Raw genomic sequence first — 17,643 nt, forward strand, 5'->3', positions numbered from 1 at the left:
AAAAAATCTTTCATCATTCCATTTCGAATGGGATAATGAAAGATTTTTTTGTTATGTATGTTGACTCTCCCCTATGGTTGAAGGTGTAAAGTCAAATCAATCAATCAACAAGGAGTGAAAAAAATGAATCGTTTAGTAGGAAAAATTGCATTAGTGACAGGTGGAAGTCGAGGAATCGGTCGAGGAATTGCATTACGATTGGCGGAAGAAGGAGCGCTGATTGCGGTCCATTATGGTAGTCGCTTTGCCGCAGCGGAGGAAGTTGTTAGTACAATTAAAGCAAATGGGGGTCAAGCATTTGCTATAGGTGCAAGTCTTAACTCGATTGCAAGTGTTGAAGAATTGATTCAATCGCTGGATAAGCAACTCAATCAACGAACTGGCAGCAACCAATTTGATATTTTGATTAACAATGCTGGAATCGGTACTTCAAAAACGTTGGAAGAAACAACAGAGGATTCTTTTGACGAGATATTTGCTGTCAATGTGAAAGCACCGTTTTTTCTTGTTCAGAAATCATTATCCCGTCTACGCGATGAGGGACGGATTATCAATATATCGTCTGGTGTGACGCGGATTGCCTATCCACATATTATGGTTTATAACCTTACAAAAGGAGCAATCAATACGTTCACTCTCCATCTTGCAAAGCTGCTTGGACCAAGAGGGATTACCGTGAATGCAGTTCTTCCTGGCATCGTCGATACAGACGTCAACGCTTCATGGCTCTATACTCCTGAAGGACAAAAACATGCAACGGAAATATCTGCACTAGGACGAGTTGGGGAACCCTCAGATATTGCAGACATTGTTGCGTTTCTTGCATCCTCTGATGGTCGATGGGTTACAGCACAAATGCTCGACGCTACAGGCGGATCTCATTTATAATCTGGAAATTCTGTTTAAGTAAGACGAAAATCCGATTTTTCATTTGTTTTTACGCTAGGCTGTTTTCTCAAAGTTTGTTGTTTTTCACATGAAAAATTGGAGACGAAGTACTCAGCAGACGGAATACACGTAGACTCCTGTGGGAATGCAAGAAAGACGAGACCCACAGGAGCGTATGCGACGAGGAGGCTCGACGCTCGCTAAACGGACGAAGTGTATTCAGGCTGTGAGACTAAAAGCAACAATCTATACGAAAACAGCCTTACGCTATGAGAATCGGTTCTCTTAGGTTTCAATGTTCATATAAAAGATAAATTAATAAAGTTGTTACATTTACAGTGAAATTATTGTTATTTTACTAAATTGCCATATTCGGAAGTAAGAATTGTTGAAAAAGAATAATAGATAAATTCAATTATTTTCAAAATAATACTTGAATTTTAGATAATAGAATGATAGTATCAGTAACAATAAAGTAATTAAACAAAAATAAATAGCGATAACTTCTTATCCAGAGTGGTAGAGGGACAGGCCCTATGAAACCCGGCAACCATCAAGTCAAAATATTGTCTTGAACGGTGCTAATTCCTGCAAAGGTGTTAACCTTTGAAAGATGAGAGGAAAGTATGTAATAATACGAACCTCTCTTTAAACAAAGAGAGGTTTTTTAAATGGATAGAGGCTTATCGCTCAGGAGGAGCGAAATTATATGGAAAGAGCAGTGTTTGGTGCAAGCGAGTTTTTTAGTCAAAAAGCTTTTATTACAGGTTCTCGTGGTATTGAAAATGTTCGAATAGGACATCTAAGCGGGACAAATCTAGATGTAGTAGAAATATGGTTTAATCCCTGGAAAGTATCCTATAATGAATTATTAGAATTATTTTTTGACTTACATGACCCAACAACTAGAAAAGGTCAGCAATTTAAAAATCAATCATTGATTTTCTTCTCTGATAAAAATCAATTAACATTAGCTAAACAAAAGAAATGCGAGCTAAAACATATTTTTAAAGATAAAATTATTACAAAAATTACTCCAGCATGTGAACATATTAATGGCCTAGAAGAGATAAAATTGCTTTCTTAATAAAAGTGTCACATTATTTTGGCCATTTATGATTGTTTCCATTTATGTTTATTAAATAGCATATTAAAATCGATATCTTCCATAAATTCGATAACTTCTCCATTAGGACTGTACACTAAAGCATTTTTTACCACAAGAGGTGGTTCGCCAAGGGAAAGTTGATTCGGTTCAATATATGCCTTTGCTCCATGAGCAAGGGCTTTTTGATACATTTCCTCTGCATTATCCACATAAAATGCGACATGTAATAACGCTCCGTAAGCAATATCTTCTTCCGATAAGGCTTTTTTTCCTTGAGCAGGGATAACCGCTTCGCTGTCAAATATTTCAATGCAGCTTCTTTGGTCAGGTGAAACAAGCATGGCAGCCTCTTTGATCTGAAAGGAAGGTAGACTCCAATGATGACCTACTTTAAATCCTAAGGCTTTAGTATAAAAATCGATAGTTGTTTTGTAATTTTTCGCTTGGATAGCAATATGGGCAAGTCCGTTTACACTCATATAGATTCTCCCCTTATAAATAAGTTGTTTTCATTATAGTAATATTAATCAGCGAAATACATACGAAATATGAGGAGATAATGATAAAATACTTATTAAATATAAGTTTATTTATCATAATTATCTTATTTTTTGGTTGTTTTCTAAAAGTTTGTTGTTTTTGAATAAAACAATAAACATGGTTGAAGCACTGAGCAGACTGAATACACGTAGACTCCTGCGGGAAAAGCGAGAAAGACGAGACCCCACAGGAGCATAGCGACGAGGAGGCTCGGCACTCGTCCGCGGAAAGCGAAGTGGATTCAGGCTGCGGGTTACATAACAACAATCTATACGAAAAAAGCCTATTTTTATAGAACTTGGGAGGATACTGAATATGATTAATCAAATCGATGACATTGATAAAAAGATTATGGAATTACTTCAGCATAATGCGCGAATGCCTATTTCGGAAATAAGTAAACAAATCTCTATGTCTCAACCTTCCGTTAAAGAAAGGATTTTAAAGCTGGAAGATAAAAAGATTATTTCCGAATATAGTACAGTATTTAATTTGCGCGAGCTAAACCGAGGTACGACCTCTTTTATTCTATTAAAGACTGAACATTGTCAAGCATTAGTTGATTTTTGTAAAGAGGCAAGGGAAGTAACCGATTTATTTCGTATAAGTGGAGAATTTAATTATCTCCTAAAGGTACAAACTGCATCGGTAGAGGAGCTTGCAGCTTTTCAAGATTCGCTTGTGCAGCTGGGGCATTCAAAGTCACATATTTGTTTAAAAAATATATTGGAAAACAGGGTTTTACTCTGAAGCTGCCATATCGTTATCAAGTTAAGAAATTGATCGTCCTTCAAAACGAAAAGGTTGGGATTTCGGTTTTTTTATTGACAAAGGAGAAGTAATTTAATTCAAAATCTATGGTAAGATTTAGTTCAAAATAACTATATTTGTGTAGAGGATGGCTCAAAAAGTCGTTTTCAAGGACCTTTTAAGTCAGTCTTTAATGGCGTATTTGTAGCTTCACACAGTTGAAAATTTAGCTATACATGTAAAATTTACACTCTTTTTAAAATAATGTCATTCATAGTCAATATTTAGGTAATATATTGAAAATGTTGTGCAGTTTTAAAAGGACTTTTTTTACTAAAGATACTGCTATAGCAAGATCTTCACAACATAAAGCAACGAGCCATCTCTCGAAGCCAAATTTGCAAATGTATGTGGCAGAGAAACTGTGTTCCAAACAATCAGAAGTATAAGGAGAGTGCTCTAAGTCCAATGAGAATCTTTGAAATCTTATTGCTCAGCCTCAATGTACTGACACTGGTCATACTCCTATGGAAAAGGGGAAAAGCAAAAAAGTTGCTCGTTGCGTTAAGCGGAGTAGCTCTAATTCTCTTAGTTCTGCAGTTTGCCGTTGAGCATTTCCGATGGCAGATAGTGCCTGCTTATGTGCTAACGTTTCTTTTGCTTTTATGGTCTGCCATGCAGTTGCGTAGTCATACATACAGGTTGCGCCATCGTGCCTTAAAGGTTACCGCTGCTATTTTTGGAGCGTTATACGTCGTTATTACGGTTGGACTTCCGGTGTTGCTGCCTGTTTTTGAAACAGCTAAGCCAAGCGGTCCCTACGCGATCGGAACAGCCACTTATCATTGGATAGATGTTAAAAGGGAGGAAAAGCTGACTAAAGATCCTGTAGACAAAAGACAGCTGATGGTGCAAATTTGGTATCCAGCAGAAACGTCCGGAGATGAAAAGATTGCTCCCTACATTCCAGACTTGTCCGGTTTGAAGATGGCTGTTCAACAAAAGTACGGGGTACCTGGTTTCTTCCTAGACTACCTTCGCAACGTAAACACTCACGCCAGCATTAAAGCGAAAATTTCCAATGCTCAGCAGAACTATCCGCTGCTGCTGTTTGCACATGGTTTTCCGGGAACTCGCTATACGAATACGTCGCAAGTGGAGGAGTTGGTCAGTCACGGTTATATCGTCGCATGTATCGACTACACCTATCACTCTATAGAGACTGTGTTTCCTGATGGAAAGCTTGTTTTATTAAGCGACAATCTACCTGAGATGAATGATTGGGATAGTTGGGATCAAATAGTCACCGATACTTGGGTTCCAGATTCAAAATTTGTGCTGGATCAAATAGAACAGCTAAACACCAAAGATCCAAACGGCATTTTGAAGGGGAAAATCAATCTTAAAAGTGTGGGGATGTTTGGGCACTCTTTCGGCGGTGCGGCTGCAGCACAAACGCTGCTAGCGGATCCGCGGTTTAAGGCGGGGATGAATATGGATGGAACGCTGTTCGGAAAAGGGGATTTGAAAGACGGACTTAAACAGCCGTTTTTAATGATGAACGTGAAAACACCAGAAGTTAACAGCGCCGATGAACCGAACGAAGAGGAGTTGCTAAGGATAGGGATGACCCGTGAGGATTATGACTTTATAGCTAAAGAAATTCCGATGCGCAAAAACAATCTACTCAAAAACGATGGTTACAGTGTGATGATAGACAAGATAGATCATCTGAGTTTTACAGATTTGTATTTACTGTCGCCATTTTTTTCATGGAATCATCAAATGCCTCCGCGTCAGGCACATAGTATCATCAATGACTACACACTAGCTTTTTTCGACAAACATTTAAAAGGAAAAACAGACACCCTATTTGACAGACCGTCCTCCCCCTATCCTGAAGTGAAGGTAATTTTCCAGGAATAAAAGAAATAAACCGCCCTTGAGCTAGAAATCAGTCGGTTTAATTTACAAATGCGTGGTCGTTTTTTTGAACCTGACCAATCCACTTGATACTAAACCACTTCAGCATTAGGGGTCAACTAATTGATTAGCGAAATTATGATAGTTTTCTATGTTGTTAGAGATCCTTGACTTGACAGATTATTTAATAAATAGTATCATTTTATAAAATAAATGTTCAAACAACTTCTATAAAAATATAGCTCACTTTAGCATACAGTTAAAAATTTAATTTTGACTTTATGAAAAAGTAAATCTATTAAAGTAGAGGTTAAAAAACAAGGTGAACGGAAAATATAACTTCCTTACTATCAATGAAGGAAGTGTTGTATAAAAGGTAGACTATTTAAAAAACCGCATTTGGGCTAGTTAATAGTAAACCGACAATTTTCAGAGTTTAATGGATTTATTATGCCATTAAAATGATGAAATTGTCGGTTTTTTTGTTTTAAAGATAAAAAAGCATAGTATTTTCAACACTTAGGTTAGAACTGGATTTTGGAGTCTTGTGTTTTTCTTAAATGTTATTCAATAGAAAGGAAAGTTACAAAATGAAGCAAATTGCTAAGATAGATGTTTTCGAAATTTTGGTTGCTTCTATCTATTCATTCAAAAGGGGGGAGCTGGATGTTAGTTTACTTGGATTTTATTTCACTGCCAATCGTATTTTTTATATTGCTTGCGATTTCTGTGCTTAGTGCATTATTTTTGTTATACCCAAGGGTTCCCTTGAATTTTGTTCGCATTCATGTGGGCATCATTTCATTACCCCCAATCGCCGCTCTGTTGGCCCTTATTTCTAACAAAAAGAGTTTGATTATTGGCCCTTGGCATCTTGATTCCTTATCATGGCTGCTGGCATTGTTTGTCCTTACAATGGGCTTCATTGTGCAGCGCTACTCTGTTCGCTATTTACTCGGCGACCGTTCTTATCGAAAATATTTTACGCTGCTGACTCTTACTACTGTTTTTGATGCAGTTGCTTGGCTTAGTGATGATCTTCGTTGGTTATTGATTTCCTGGGGAGCTACACTTCTGGGGCTGACATTGCTCCTTAGATTAAAAAAGGAGTGGCAAGTGGCGAGAAATGCAGCTGCGCTATCTGGTCGTTTGTTCGCACTTAGTTGGCTTATTTTGTTGTTTGCAATTATCTGGCTTACACAGAGTGCGGGACACTGGCAGTTGTCGCTCATACTTACTGAAAACAATCTTGCGCAACTAGCTTCATGGGAGAGAACTTGTATAAATGTATTGCTGATTATTGCTGTAATAATTCCAGCCGCACAATGGCCTTTTCACCGCTGGCTGTTAGATTCGGTAGTTGCTCCAACACCAGTTTCTGCAGTTATGCATGCAGGTATAGTGAATGCCGGTGGAATTATATTGACTTGTTTTGCACCTCTTTTTAGCGGCGATGCAGCCCAGATTATTCTGCTCGTTCTGTCTAGTATTTCCGTCTTGATTGGAACCGGTATTATGTTGGTTCAAACTGATTATAAACGACAGCTGGTAGGCTCTACGATTGCGCAGATGGGGTTTATGCTGATTCAATGCGCATTAGGTGCTTATATAGCAGCCATTACTCACGCTGTGCTGCATGGTCTATTTAAATCAACCCTTTTTTTACAGGCTGGTTCTGTGGTAAGTAACAATGTATCAAAATCTAAGGAGGCGCCCCAATCATCAACATTTTTATGGGTCATCTCTGGAGGCATTTTAGGTACGCTAGTGGGGGTTGGCTATTGGCTAACTTCACATGGAGAAGTGTATCAATTAATAAGTGCTCTAACCTTAGGCTGGTCTATATCAATTGCCTGGACGCAACTTATGGCTTTTGGGTACGGTGCTATTAGCCGCATTACAGGATTTTCGCTGTTTGCCGGTGCTGCGATCGTGTTTAGCATCATTCATACCGCCTTTGATAGGCTGTTGCATGAATCAGTTTATCAAGGTATAGAGCCGCCTGCATCAGCAGCTATTTTACTTCTATTTATTTTGCTTGCCGGAAATGTTTTTGCTGCATGGTTAGTACGTAATCGTTCATCGGCTTTCTTTGCTGTTATCTATCTTTGGCTTATACAATTGGGTGAACCTAAAAATGATTTGGTCGAAAGTCATCCGAAATATTTGGCACAATTACTGTCGAGGAGGTAATGTACGATGAATACAACATTAAATCGGGAAAAAGAACTTGATTGTTTTGATCTTAATATGAACGATTTAGTGAAAGCAGCAAGCAAAGTTATTGCACCGCTTGGTCCTATTAACACATTTGCAGCACGTAACCCCTGGACGGGTTTGGAAGATCAGTCATTTGAACAAGTTGCATGCAAGATGAAAGATACTTGTGATGTAGATATATATCCCAATGATTCGTTGTTGCAGTCTGCACGAAATCGTGGCGAGATTAATCAAGATTTTCTAGAAAGCAGGCTAAAACACTGGCTTGATTTACAGTCTTTAGAACTGCCACAGAACGTTGCCGAGCAGTTCTGCTGGTCTGCTCTTACACAGGATAAGCCGCCTTCCAATCTATTAGAAGATCCTGAATTAAAGAGCTTGGCAAAAAATCTAACTAGCTATAAATTCGAGATAACTGAAGAGCATTCGGTGCAAACCTATAGTCAGCGCTTAGAACAGCTAGGCGGTGAGAAGGTGGCTCATGATCTCAACCGTCATTTAATTAAATGGTGTAAATTGTTTTTGGATGAGTCTCAAGCTGTTTGGTCCATGCCAAATCGTGAAGAAGGTTTCTATCATGCGTGGCGGAGACTGGTTCTTTATGATCCAGCACTAAGCAATACGATACGTCAGCAGTTCAATAAATGGCCAAAAGATGCTGGCAGTGCTTTAAAGGAGGCATTGCTGCTGCTTAAAATCCCATATTCAGAGATCCAAGGTTATCTTGAAGCGCATTTACTTTCCTTGCCAGGTTGGGCAGGAATGCTGCTGTGGCGTTCGGAGCATCGAGCTCAAGAACATTCATTGTTAACTGAATATTTGGCTGTTCGAGTTTCCATGGAGTTGGCCTTAATCAAACCTCATCTTCCCTTGGATGAAAAAAAAGAGGGGGATAAAGCGCTATTAGAATCGTTGATTGCATCTTGGGTCTACTTTGGTGACCTGTCAATCAATGAATGGATACAGTTATCTTCCGCGGAGCAAACAGCACGTTTGAAGCTTGCTTATCATTTTGATAAAATTGTCCACAATCAGCTTTGGTTGGAAGCTTGGGAAAAAACATACGAAGATCAATTGATGAACATGATCACATTGAAACAGGCTGCGGCAGCGGAAAATGATACTGTATTGGCACAATTTGCATTTTGTATTGATGTGCGTTCAGAGCATTTTCGCCGCAAACTTGAAAAATCAGGTCCTTTTGAAACTTTTGGAACAGCTGGCTTTTTTGGATTGCCAATTGAAACAAGTAAGCTTGGCAGCAAGCATAGCCATAACTCCTTGCCTGTTATACTAAAGCCGCAATTCAAAGTAAAAGAATCTTCACCTGAACATGAATTAAAACAATATAAAGAGCGTAAGCATACAGCCTATTCACTCAGCTCAACTTTTAAGAACATGAAAAATAACCTGCTTGCTAGTCTGGTGCTTCCGGAAGTAAGCGGCCCTTGGCTTAGCTTGCATACGTTGGCTCGCAGCTTTGTTCCACGAACTGCCGGTTATGCTTTCCGTAAAATTCGAAAAACGTGGCTGCGCAAACCTTCTACTGAACTTTCGCTTGACCATGAACACATCATAGATGCGGAGTTGCCGGTTGGGTTTTCTGAAGAACAAAAAGTGCAGTATGTACGGCAAGCGCTAAAAATGATGGGGCTCACCGATCATTTCGCTCCTTTAGTGGTTATTTGTGGTCATGGAAGTCACAGCACGAACAATCCATATGCTTCTGCACTGGACTGCGGTGCATGCGGAGGAGCATCAAGTAGATTCAATGCACGTGTACTCGCTACCTTGTGTAATTTGCAGGCAGTGAGGGAAACCCTTGCAGAAGAAGGGATTTCAATTCCGAAAGATACAGTTTTCGCGGCTGCTGAGCATATCACATCACTTGATGAACTACATTGGATTTATGTTCCTGAACTTTCAGATGCAGCGGTGGAAGCATTTGAACGTATCCAAGATGCATTGCCAAAAGTTAGTGATGAAGCAAATGCCGAGCGACTATCAAAACTGCCAAATATCTACTCTTATCACAAAAATCCAAAGGCTGAGGCGCAGCGCTTTGCAGAAGATTGGAGTGAGGTGCGTCCTGAATGGGGACTGGCGCGCAACGCCGCGTTTATCATTGGGGATCGGGAGCTTACGAAAGAGTGCAATTTGAATGGGAGAGCTTTTCTCCAAAACTATAATTGGAAAAAAGATAAGAACGGTGATTTACTTGCAAACATTATTGCTGGTCCGGCAACGGTTGCCCAATGGATTAACCTGCAATATTACGCATCTACTGTTGCCCCTCATTATTATGGCAGTGGAAATAAAACGACCCAAACAGTGACATCTGGTATTGGCGTAATGCAAGGGAATGCCAGTGACTTATTAACTGGACTTCCTTGGCAGTCCGTGATGCAATCGGATCAAGAGGCTTATCATGCTCCCCTGCGCTTGTTGGTGGTAATCCAAGCACCGAAGGAGTATGTGGAACGGCTCTTTGATCATAATCCTACTTTTTATCAAAAAATTCAAAATGGCTGGATTCGACTTGCGTCCTTTGATCCAGAAGGAAACTGGGAAAGTTGGTCTTAATTACTTTCCCAGTTTGATATAAAAGCCTAGTGAGAACCCAGTGATATAAAACGAAACAAATATTCATATATGTAACTTTTAATAAAGAAAGGGGGAAGGAAAGGGACTTATTATGGATAAATCAAAAGGAACTATTGAAGCTGATATAAGTAAAGCATTAACTTATTGGGAGAAAAATTATCTTGGACGTGGCTCTATATCTGTTAAATCAGATATTTTACGAGATATGATTATTGTTACATTACGTGGTATATTAACCCCTGCTGAATATTCACTATGTAAAGATAAAGAAGGATTACTTTCCGTAAAAAAGAATCGAAATAGTTTGGTGGAATCAGGTCTAGAAGAATTAAAGGAAATTATATTAACGTTAACAGGTCAAGAAGTAGTGAGTTTTTTTACCGATCTTAGTACACAAACTGGAGAACGAATTATGATCTTTAAGCTTTCGGGTGACTTACAAGACCAATTGTCATAAATCGTTAGATACGTTTAAAACAATGATTATTTTACTATATCATTCAAGTTTTGCTGCTTAATCATTTTAAATTATCGACTGAAGCGAAATTCAAATTATTAATGGGGTGACTTTGATGCATATTGATAAAAAGAAAAAAGTTCTATATTTGATTGGAATAGAGCACAATTTGGACCATCTAATGAAGCTGGAGACCAATATTAATCCAGAAAATATCATTATCTTACAAAGTTATAATCCAGTAATTTCCCAATCTTTTGGCGATATAATGAGAGATATTATTGTTGCTGTTTATCAAGAAAAAGTTGAGAAAATATTTGTGGTTGCTGCAAAAGATGATCAGAGGAATACAGAGGATATATTTAACATAATATCCGAAAACAAAGGATTGCAGGAAAAAATACAAACATTAGATTATCTTTCTAAATATTGCACGCCAGAATTTCCTGAAGGTAGTATAATGGAATGGTTAGAGGGTAGCAAAACTGTAACTGATGGTGTACAAAATAGTGTTAATATCATTCGTCGTCATCCGTTGATGCCTTCTCATGTAAAGGTTCAAGGATTAATTATCAACAAAGAAAACGATATACTATCAGAAATTGACACTTTTTGAGAAATCCTTGCTTTAGATCTGAAAGGGGTAGTTCCACATACAGTTCAAATCTAACAAAACAAATTTCCTCCAACATGAAAAAACATTTTTCTTTTAGTTGAGTACTCGAAAGGATGATGTTTTTTTGAGAACCCCTAGCCTTCAGAAGAATTGCAGCGATCTCTATATTCCATAGACCTACAAGACTCGCCAACCAAGATGATGATAAAAAAGTTGAGAAGCTTTACCCCTTTGGATGAAATTAACTAAAGGGCTGTTTTTATGTCCGAAAGATTAGGAACACCTGAAGTTGAAGTTTATGGTAAAATATTTATCAATAGACTGCAGGGGAATACCCTACATTTTTTTCCGAAAGAAAAACTACTTATAGGTGGGGATTTTGATGAATAGTATTTTTGACAGGGTAATTGATAGGAAGGATACAGCGTCATATAAATGGGGGTATAATAAATTTGTTTTTGGAACAGATGATGTTCTCCCGATGTGGGTCGCAGATATGGATTTTCAGCCGCCAGCAGAAGTAGCTGCAGAAATACAAAAACGACTTGAACATGGGATTTACGGTTATACATACGTACCGAATTCTGCTGCTGATGCGATGATTAATTGGTTTATGAATAGACATAATTGGCAAATTGATCAATCGTGGATTGTTTATCATTCAGGAGTTGTTCCTGCGATTAGTACGGCAATCCAAGCTTTTACAGATCCTGGTGAATATGTTTTGCTGCAATCTCCGGTTTATGCGCCATTTTTTGAAATGATTGAAAAGAACGAACGAGTTGTGCTTAACTCTCCATTGAAGCTTGTGAATAATCGGTATGAAATGGATTTTGAAGATTTGGAAAAGAAATTGCAAATGGGTGTAAAACTTTTTGTGTTGTGCAGCCCGCATAATCCAGGAGGAAGGGTTTGGACAAAAGAGGAGTTGCAAAGGGTAGGAGATTTATGCTTGCACTACAATTGCTTGATCCTATCTGATGAAATTCATGCGGATCACGTGTACGAGCCAAATGTACATTATCCTCTTGCAGCGTTAGATAAAAAATATGACGAGATTTTGTTAACATGCATCGCTCCAAGCAAAACATTTAATATTGCCGGACTTCAAGCTTCTGCTTGCATTATTCCAAATGAAGAATTAAAAAGCAGATATGAAAATTTTCAGCGAAGAACAGGGTATCATACCCTTAATACCTTTGGAATCATTGCAATGGAAGCAGCCTATCGATATGGAGAGAACTGGCTGGAAGAGTTATTAGGCTACTTGAAGCAGAATGTTGCAATTGCGAAAGAATTTATCGAAGAAAATATTCCGTCTATACGATTGATGGAGCCGGAAGGAACATATCTTCTTTGGATGGATTGCCGTAACTTGAATATGAGCGATGAAGAATTAAATAAAGCTTTAATTGAAAAAGGAAAGCTTGGATTAGAACCAGGAGCCAAATATGGATCAGGAGGAGAAGGGTTTGTTCGTATGAACATCGGCTGTTCTCAAGAAGTTTTACTAGAGGGGTTAGAGCGATTAAAACGGGCTTTAACCTAAGAAAAAGGGATTTCATTAAATAATCCTTATTCAGAATAATGGAGGAATCAGGATCAATGAATCCTAGAGGCTTCCTTATAGAACGGTACATGTTATTGAAGTTTAAGAGAGTGTCCCATTTTTTCGACACTTTCTTAAACTTTAACATATTCTATAATGGCTTCGGGGAAAGACTCAATTGTGGTGGTTCATTACTTTTAACTATTTGACATGTACCTAAAACCTCATCTCCCCATTTTAAGGAAAATTTATCTCCATCAATGGCTTCTCCGACACCACTTGGCGTACCAGTGAAAATGATATCTCCTTTACCAATCCCAAAATTCGACGCACAAAAATCAATGATGGTCTGGAAATTAAAAATGACATCGCTAATATTTCCTACTTGGACAACTTCCCCATTAATTTCAAGTGAAAAGTTTTTTTCTTTAGCTGCTTCAACGCCTGGGAAAGGGATGAAATCGGTGAGAACAGCAGATTGAGGGAACCCTTTAGCTGCAAGCCATGGATGTCTTTTTTCTTTTAATGTAGTTTGCACATCTCTTAATGTAAAATCAATGCCTAATGCCATTTTGTCGATAAGATCGTCTGCTTTTGCTCCTTTATAATAATCTTTCCCAATATGTATAACTAGTTCAGTCTCAAAATGGATGATTCCTCGATAGGCTGGCAAATTAATCGCATTTCCATTTGCATAAGCGATGGCATGCGTTGGTTTTGAAAAGACCATTGGTGATGTGGGAATTTCATTCTTTAATTCTAGTGCATGAAGAGCATAGTTTCGACCAATACAATAAATATTTTTGATAGTTTCCATTTTAGCTACCTCCTAATTAGTAAAACATGTTGTTTATGAAATAAAACTGAATTACGCATCAAATAATTGAATATTTATAAAGTGCTAGTTGTGATTGTACCTTATCTTTATTTAATATAGAAATCAACAATATTGCCATATTTGTCCGATTCAATATGGCAGCAGCCTTGTAGTGAATTTTTAAGCATTTCCCTTCCGCGTTGTACTCTTGATTTGGCACCGGAATAAGAAATGCCGAGATGCTGGCTTAATTGTTTTTGGGACATGCCTTTAAACTCCGAAAGTTCGAGAGCTTCTCTATATTTTTCAGGTAATTGCTGAATCACGTCTTTAAAGCAAGAAATGACTTCTTTGGAATAGTCCTCTTCTTCATTTTCATCGATGATCTTAAGATGGTCCGTAAATTCCTCGGATTTTTTCCCTCTGCGGTAGTAATCCGCGATACTATTTCTAGCAATTTGATAAATCCAAGGCTGCATTTTTTTCTCATCCCTTAAATCGGAAAGATGACCATTTATCTTCATGAACACATTCTGTACAATATCTTCCACATCATCATGATTATCCGTTCTTTTTGCCACAAAACGCTTTATTGGCTCTTGATATTCGCTCCAAACTAACTGAATATCCATTGGAAGCTCACTCCTTTGAAAAGTTTTTTAACAAACTTTGCGTCTATTTAATTTTAATGGCGTCTTTTATAGTGTAATGAATAATTTTAATAATTAAATTTTACAAAAAGGGGGAGCATGGATGCAATTTTAACGCTTTCCAAAGTGTTTCTGGATTGTTGCTGAATTTAAAAAATAATAATACGAGGGAGAGAAGAGTATGAAATACAATCTGCTTGGCAATACAGGAGTACTTATTTCGGAAATCGCTCTTGGCGCAATGACATTTGGCGGCGGAAAAACTTGGGGTATATTTGGTTCACTTGATGAAAAAGAAGCAGGCCGACTCGTCGATCAGGCGCTGGATGCCGGTGTTAATCTCTTCGATACAGCTGATATATATGCTGATGGACGGTCAGAGGAGATTCTCGGAAAAGTTTTGAAGTCCAAACGTCATCAGGCGATCATTGCTACGAAGGTGAGAGGACGTACTGGTACCGGACCAAACGAGATCGGTTTATCACGGCTGCATATCATCGAACAAGTGGAAGCAAGTCTTAAGCGACTTGGTACTGACTATATTGACCTTTATCAAATTCATAATCCCGATCAAATAACAGACTGGGAAGAAACCTTGCGTGCTTTAGATGACCTTGTTCGCAGCGGGAAAATACGTTACATTGGCTGCTCCAATATGAGGGGATGGGAAATGATGAAAGTAAGAGGGGTTTCCCAATTAAATGGCCTTCATGCTTTTAAAAGCAGTCAATCCTATTATTCATTGGCAGGACGAGAGATTGAACGGGAAGTTATTCCAGTTGTAAAGGATCAAAATATGGGGCTGCTCATATGGAGTCCATTAGCTGGAGGGTTTCTGTCAGGCAAATATACTCGCGATAATCAAGGAAGTGCTGATGACCGGCATACCAAGTTTGTCTTTCCACCGGTGGATAAAGAAAAAAGTTATGCAATCATCGATGTGTTGCAAGAAATTGCAGGAGTGCGTGAAACATCGGTTGCCACTATTGCTTTAGCTTGGGTGCTTAACCAGAAAGCGGTCACCAGTGTGATAGTTGGGGCCAAACGTCCAGATCAACTACAGATGAATCTTGAGGCGAGCGGCATCACTTTAAATGAAGACGAGTTAAACAGACTTGATGAAGTCAGCCGACTGCCAGAAGAGTATCCAGGATGGTCTTTTATGGAAAATGATGAGAATATAGTAAGAAAACATCCAGAGAGATAGTAGGCTGATCAGATTTGTTAGGATTACTTTAAAAAGAAGTCCATTTTGATCAATCTTTTTCAAAATAGATTCATTTCTATTAAAGGGGCAAATAATAGAGTATATAAGAGCAGCAAATATCAGGCGCAATTCTAAATTAATGAATTGAGCTTTTGCATATGTTGGTTTGGAGAAGCGGTCGGTCGACTCCTGCGGGATTAGCGATAAAGGCGAGACCCCCGCAGGAGCGTCGTTACGAGGAGGCTTGGCGCTCGCCCCGCGGAAAGCGAGCGATAAGCTTCGGAAAACCCCTCTTACTTTCAGGGTAGCCATAATTTTAAAAAAGAAACCAGTATTTATAGTTTAATACTGGTTTTTATACCCTTAATTTCTTGTGAAAAAAATAGCATTGTAAATTATTATTTACCTGATGAATCTAATTAAACTTCAGATTTTCTTCAAGTGGTCGTTATTTTAGCATAGATAATATAAAACACGGCTAACTCCCCCATTATGACAATGTTTGGGACCACTACTATTAAATTTATAATAAAAAAGGTTGCTAAAATTCCTAAAAATAACCCTAAATGATAAAATTTCAAACGGTGTTGTTTATATCTGTATTGATGAAAAACAATAGAAGTTGCAATGAAATAGAGCAATACAGAACCAAATACAAAATATAAGATAAATGAATAATGCACCTCATGTAAAAATAACAGCTTGATGGATGCAGCAATCATGCTTAAAGTCATTAAAATAAACAGATGACCATAGATAATGGTTTGACCTGCTGTTTGGATCGACTTGTCCACTTTCTTTTCTACATTATCGAAATACTGCCACCACATCGATATAATTAGGATAAATGAAATGATCGAAAAGCCGATTGAATTCCAGTTTCCTTCTTGAGGTTGAATCACGGCAAGTGTACTGACAAGAGCTTCACCAAAGAGAATAATGGTGAATAGACCAAATCGCTCTAATAAATGAGCCGTATTGGTAGGCACCTTTGCTAAATACTTTCGTCCAATCATTGGGACCATAATATCGATAGTGATACCCATATATAACACAGCATATCGAACCCAAGAATCAAAAAGGACGGAGAATAACGAAATAATGATTCCAATCCAAAAATACCTTCCTAAATATAGTGCTACTTTTTTTCGAAATCCCTTTTCTATACGCTGGACAACAAGATATTGGGTCGCAGTTACTGCTCTTAAGCCAATATAACCAATTAAAAAAGAAAGATAGTAAGGATCAAAATCTACTGATAAGCTTGATGTCATAATAAGGACAAAAAACATTTGAAGTATCAAAAATAGTCGTTGATGAAATAAATCTTGTCCAAACCGGTTAATAAACATGGTTTGCCCTACCCAAGCCCACCAGATAGGAATAAAGATTAGCACAAACTTTAATAAATATTCTGAATGGATATATCCCTCTTCAACATGAATTAAAACATGAGTCGCAGTTGCAATAGCTGCCACGAAGAGTAAATCATAAAAAAGTTCTAACCAAGTAACTTTTTTTTCTTCCATTTTTTATTTTTGTACTCCTTTCTATCCTCTACTCTAGTAAATGGTAGTACGAAAGTGAATTAAAAGAAAGGGGGAATTGATATGACCAAAACATCGGTCTAATTTGCTGAAGCTTAAGAAAAGGTTCTTATAATCGAATTATAGCACAAGCATTAGCAAAATATATAAGCTGCCTGTATGTTTAATTGCAAATAGCAGTGGAGATAATAATATGAAAATAATTCCATGGAGTTCAAGAAAATGCCTGATTCAACAGATGATTTCGCAAATGACCTATCATGATTTTATTGCTGCCATTACATTAGGCTCTATTGCAGCCAATATGGCTTTTAATATTCAAATAAAGTTTTGGTCTATCACTACCTGCATAATTGTATTTAGTTTCATTACATTACTTGCAACATTGTTGACTTTAAAAAACAGAGATGCGAGAAAGTCGATTTCTGGTGATCCTACAGTAATCATAGAAAATGGAAAAATACTCGAGAGAAATCTTAAGAATCTAAAATATACAATGGATTCTTTAAATCAGGTTCTTAGAGAGAAAGATGTATTTAACATTGAAGAGGTTGAATTCGCTATTATGGAGTCAGATGGGCATATATCAGTTTTAAAAAAAACACCCTATCAAAATGTAACGAAAAAGGATTTAGCTATCCTTGCATTACCAAAAGAAAATTGTCTGTAACAGATGTTTTTTATGCAGTTAAAGGGACAAATAATCAATTAGTTTTTGATTTATATACGATAAAATATCTTCTCCTGTTGATATACAATCATGATTT

Annotated in this window: 15 protein-coding genes and 1 riboswitch; of the genes, 11 read left to right on the forward strand and 4 right to left on the reverse strand. The window is 37.7% G+C overall.

The window, feature by feature from the left end; genetic code table 11:
- The first annotated feature begins 123 nt into the window (after positions 1–123).
- A complete protein-coding gene (locus ACTXGU_RS05445) occupies positions 124–888 on the forward strand; it encodes an SDR family oxidoreductase (RefSeq protein ID WP_443480485.1) in 765 nt (254 codons plus the stop codon).
- A 504-nt stretch (positions 889–1,392) separates the two neighbouring features.
- A riboswitch (SAM riboswitch) is annotated at positions 1,393–1,508 on the forward strand.
- An 89-nt stretch (positions 1,509–1,597) separates the two neighbouring features.
- Complete coding sequence (locus tag ACTXGU_RS05450) at positions 1,598–1,975, forward strand: peptide-methionine (S)-S-oxide reductase (RefSeq protein WP_443480486.1); 378 nt, start codon at positions 1,598–1,600, stop codon at positions 1,973–1,975.
- Between the two features lie 26 nt (positions 1,976–2,001).
- Here ACTXGU_RS05450 and ACTXGU_RS05455 read toward each other — a convergent pair whose 3' ends face one another.
- Positions 2,002–2,475: a VOC family protein gene (locus ACTXGU_RS05455; protein ID WP_443480487.1), complete on the reverse strand. Its 474-nt coding sequence runs from the start codon at positions 2,473–2,475 to the stop codon at positions 2,002–2,004.
- A 376-nt stretch (positions 2,476–2,851) separates the two neighbouring features.
- On the opposite strand from ACTXGU_RS05455, the gene ACTXGU_RS05460 reads away from it, so the two are divergent.
- From ACTXGU_RS05460 to ACTXGU_RS05490, 7 genes are all read left to right on the forward strand, one after another.
- Positions 2,852–3,286 (forward strand): Lrp/AsnC family transcriptional regulator, encoded by a 435-nt coding sequence (locus ACTXGU_RS05460; protein ID WP_443480488.1) that lies wholly within the window; start codon positions 2,852–2,854, stop codon positions 3,284–3,286.
- 468 nt (positions 3,287–3,754) lie between these two features.
- Entirely contained in the window at positions 3,755–5,212 is a 1,458-nt protein-coding gene (locus ACTXGU_RS05465) for an alpha/beta hydrolase (RefSeq protein WP_443480489.1), read from the forward strand.
- A 663-nt stretch (positions 5,213–5,875) separates the two neighbouring features.
- Positions 5,876–7,402 (forward strand): NADH dehydrogenase subunit 5, encoded by a 1,527-nt coding sequence (locus ACTXGU_RS05470; protein WP_443480490.1) that lies wholly within the window; start codon positions 5,876–5,878, stop codon positions 7,400–7,402.
- Positions 7,403–7,408: 6 nt separating this feature from the next.
- Positions 7,409–10,012: a DUF2309 domain-containing protein gene (locus ACTXGU_RS05475; RefSeq protein ID WP_443480491.1), complete on the forward strand. Its 2,604-nt coding sequence runs from the start codon at positions 7,409–7,411 to the stop codon at positions 10,010–10,012.
- Between the two features lie 112 nt (positions 10,013–10,124).
- Positions 10,125–10,490 carry a DUF2294 domain-containing protein gene (locus tag ACTXGU_RS05480; RefSeq protein ID WP_443480492.1) on the forward strand — a complete coding sequence of 122 codons (366 nt, stop codon included), beginning with the start codon at positions 10,125–10,127 and terminating at the stop codon, positions 10,488–10,490.
- 115 nt (positions 10,491–10,605) lie between these two features.
- Positions 10,606–11,106, forward strand: coding sequence for a carbonic anhydrase (locus tag ACTXGU_RS05485; RefSeq protein WP_443480493.1), 501 nt, complete (start codon positions 10,606–10,608; stop codon positions 11,104–11,106).
- Between the two features lie 382 nt (positions 11,107–11,488).
- Positions 11,489–12,655, forward strand: coding sequence for a MalY/PatB family protein (locus ACTXGU_RS05490; RefSeq protein ID WP_443480494.1), 1,167 nt, complete (start codon positions 11,489–11,491; stop codon positions 12,653–12,655).
- Between the two features lie 151 nt (positions 12,656–12,806).
- On the opposite strand, the gene ACTXGU_RS05495 is transcribed toward ACTXGU_RS05490, so the two are convergent.
- Positions 12,807–13,472, reverse strand: a complete 666-nt coding sequence (locus ACTXGU_RS05495; protein WP_443480495.1) for a fumarylacetoacetate hydrolase family protein — start codon at positions 13,470–13,472, stop codon at positions 12,807–12,809.
- Between the two features lie 107 nt (positions 13,473–13,579).
- A complete protein-coding gene (sigZ, locus tag ACTXGU_RS05500) occupies positions 13,580–14,104 on the reverse strand; it encodes an RNA polymerase sigma factor SigZ (RefSeq protein WP_443480496.1) in 525 nt (174 codons plus the stop codon).
- Between the two features lie 199 nt (positions 14,105–14,303).
- Here sigZ and ACTXGU_RS05505 point away from each other — a divergent pair, with 199 nt between their 5' ends.
- Entirely contained in the window at positions 14,304–15,329 is a 1,026-nt protein-coding gene (locus tag ACTXGU_RS05505) for an aldo/keto reductase (RefSeq protein ID WP_443480497.1), read from the forward strand.
- A 437-nt stretch (positions 15,330–15,766) separates the two neighbouring features.
- Here the strand turns inward: ACTXGU_RS05505 and ACTXGU_RS05510 are convergent, their stop codons facing one another.
- Positions 15,767–16,858, reverse strand: coding sequence for a low temperature requirement protein A (locus tag ACTXGU_RS05510; RefSeq protein WP_443480498.1), 1,092 nt, complete (start codon positions 16,856–16,858; stop codon positions 15,767–15,769).
- Between the two features lie 211 nt (positions 16,859–17,069).
- Here ACTXGU_RS05510 and ACTXGU_RS05515 point away from each other — a divergent pair, with 211 nt between their 5' ends.
- Positions 17,070–17,546, forward strand: a complete 477-nt coding sequence (locus tag ACTXGU_RS05515) for a DUF421 domain-containing protein (protein WP_443480499.1) — start codon at positions 17,070–17,072, stop codon at positions 17,544–17,546.
- Positions 17,547–17,643: the final 97 nt, after the last annotated feature.

This window comes from Niallia sp. 01092 (assembly GCF_052318935.1).
Classification (GTDB): Bacteria; Bacillota; Bacilli; order Bacillales; family Cytobacillaceae; genus Niallia.

What these genes read in the sequence shown, in the direction of transcription:
- ACTXGU_RS05450 (WP_443480486.1), top strand. Translation starts at nt 1,598, where the DNA reads ATGGAAAGAGCAGTGTTTGGTGCAAGCGAGTTTTTTAGTCAAAAAGCT.
- ACTXGU_RS05515 (WP_443480499.1), top strand. Translation starts at nt 17,070, where the DNA reads ATGAAAATAATTCCATGGAGTTCAAGAAAATGCCTGATTCAACAGATG.
- ACTXGU_RS05470 (WP_443480490.1), top strand. Translation starts at nt 5,876, where the DNA reads ATGTTAGTTTACTTGGATTTTATTTCACTGCCAATCGTATTTTTTATA.
- ACTXGU_RS05465 (WP_443480489.1), top strand. Translation starts at nt 3,755, where the DNA reads ATGAGAATCTTTGAAATCTTATTGCTCAGCCTCAATGTACTGACACTG.
- sigZ (WP_443480496.1), bottom strand. Translation starts at nt 14,104, where the DNA reads ATGGATATTCAGTTAGTTTGGAGCGAATATCAAGAGCCAATAAAGCGT.
- ACTXGU_RS05455 (WP_443480487.1), bottom strand. Translation starts at nt 2,475, where the DNA reads ATGAGTGTAAACGGACTTGCCCATATTGCTATCCAAGCGAAAAATTAC.
- ACTXGU_RS05505 (WP_443480497.1), top strand. Translation starts at nt 14,304, where the DNA reads ATGAAATACAATCTGCTTGGCAATACAGGAGTACTTATTTCGGAAATC.
- ACTXGU_RS05510 (WP_443480498.1), bottom strand. Translation starts at nt 16,858, where the DNA reads ATGGAAGAAAAAAAAGTTACTTGGTTAGAACTTTTTTATGATTTACTC.
- ACTXGU_RS05475 (WP_443480491.1), top strand. Translation starts at nt 7,409, where the DNA reads ATGAATACAACATTAAATCGGGAAAAAGAACTTGATTGTTTTGATCTT.
- ACTXGU_RS05445 (WP_443480485.1), top strand. Translation starts at nt 124, where the DNA reads ATGAATCGTTTAGTAGGAAAAATTGCATTAGTGACAGGTGGAAGTCGA.
- ACTXGU_RS05485 (WP_443480493.1), top strand. Translation starts at nt 10,606, where the DNA reads ATGCATATTGATAAAAAGAAAAAAGTTCTATATTTGATTGGAATAGAG.
- ACTXGU_RS05490 (WP_443480494.1), top strand. Translation starts at nt 11,489, where the DNA reads ATGAATAGTATTTTTGACAGGGTAATTGATAGGAAGGATACAGCGTCA.
- ACTXGU_RS05460 (WP_443480488.1), top strand. Translation starts at nt 2,852, where the DNA reads ATGATTAATCAAATCGATGACATTGATAAAAAGATTATGGAATTACTT.
- ACTXGU_RS05480 (WP_443480492.1), top strand. Translation starts at nt 10,125, where the DNA reads ATGGATAAATCAAAAGGAACTATTGAAGCTGATATAAGTAAAGCATTA.
- ACTXGU_RS05495 (WP_443480495.1), bottom strand. Translation starts at nt 13,472, where the DNA reads ATGGAAACTATCAAAAATATTTATTGTATTGGTCGAAACTATGCTCTT.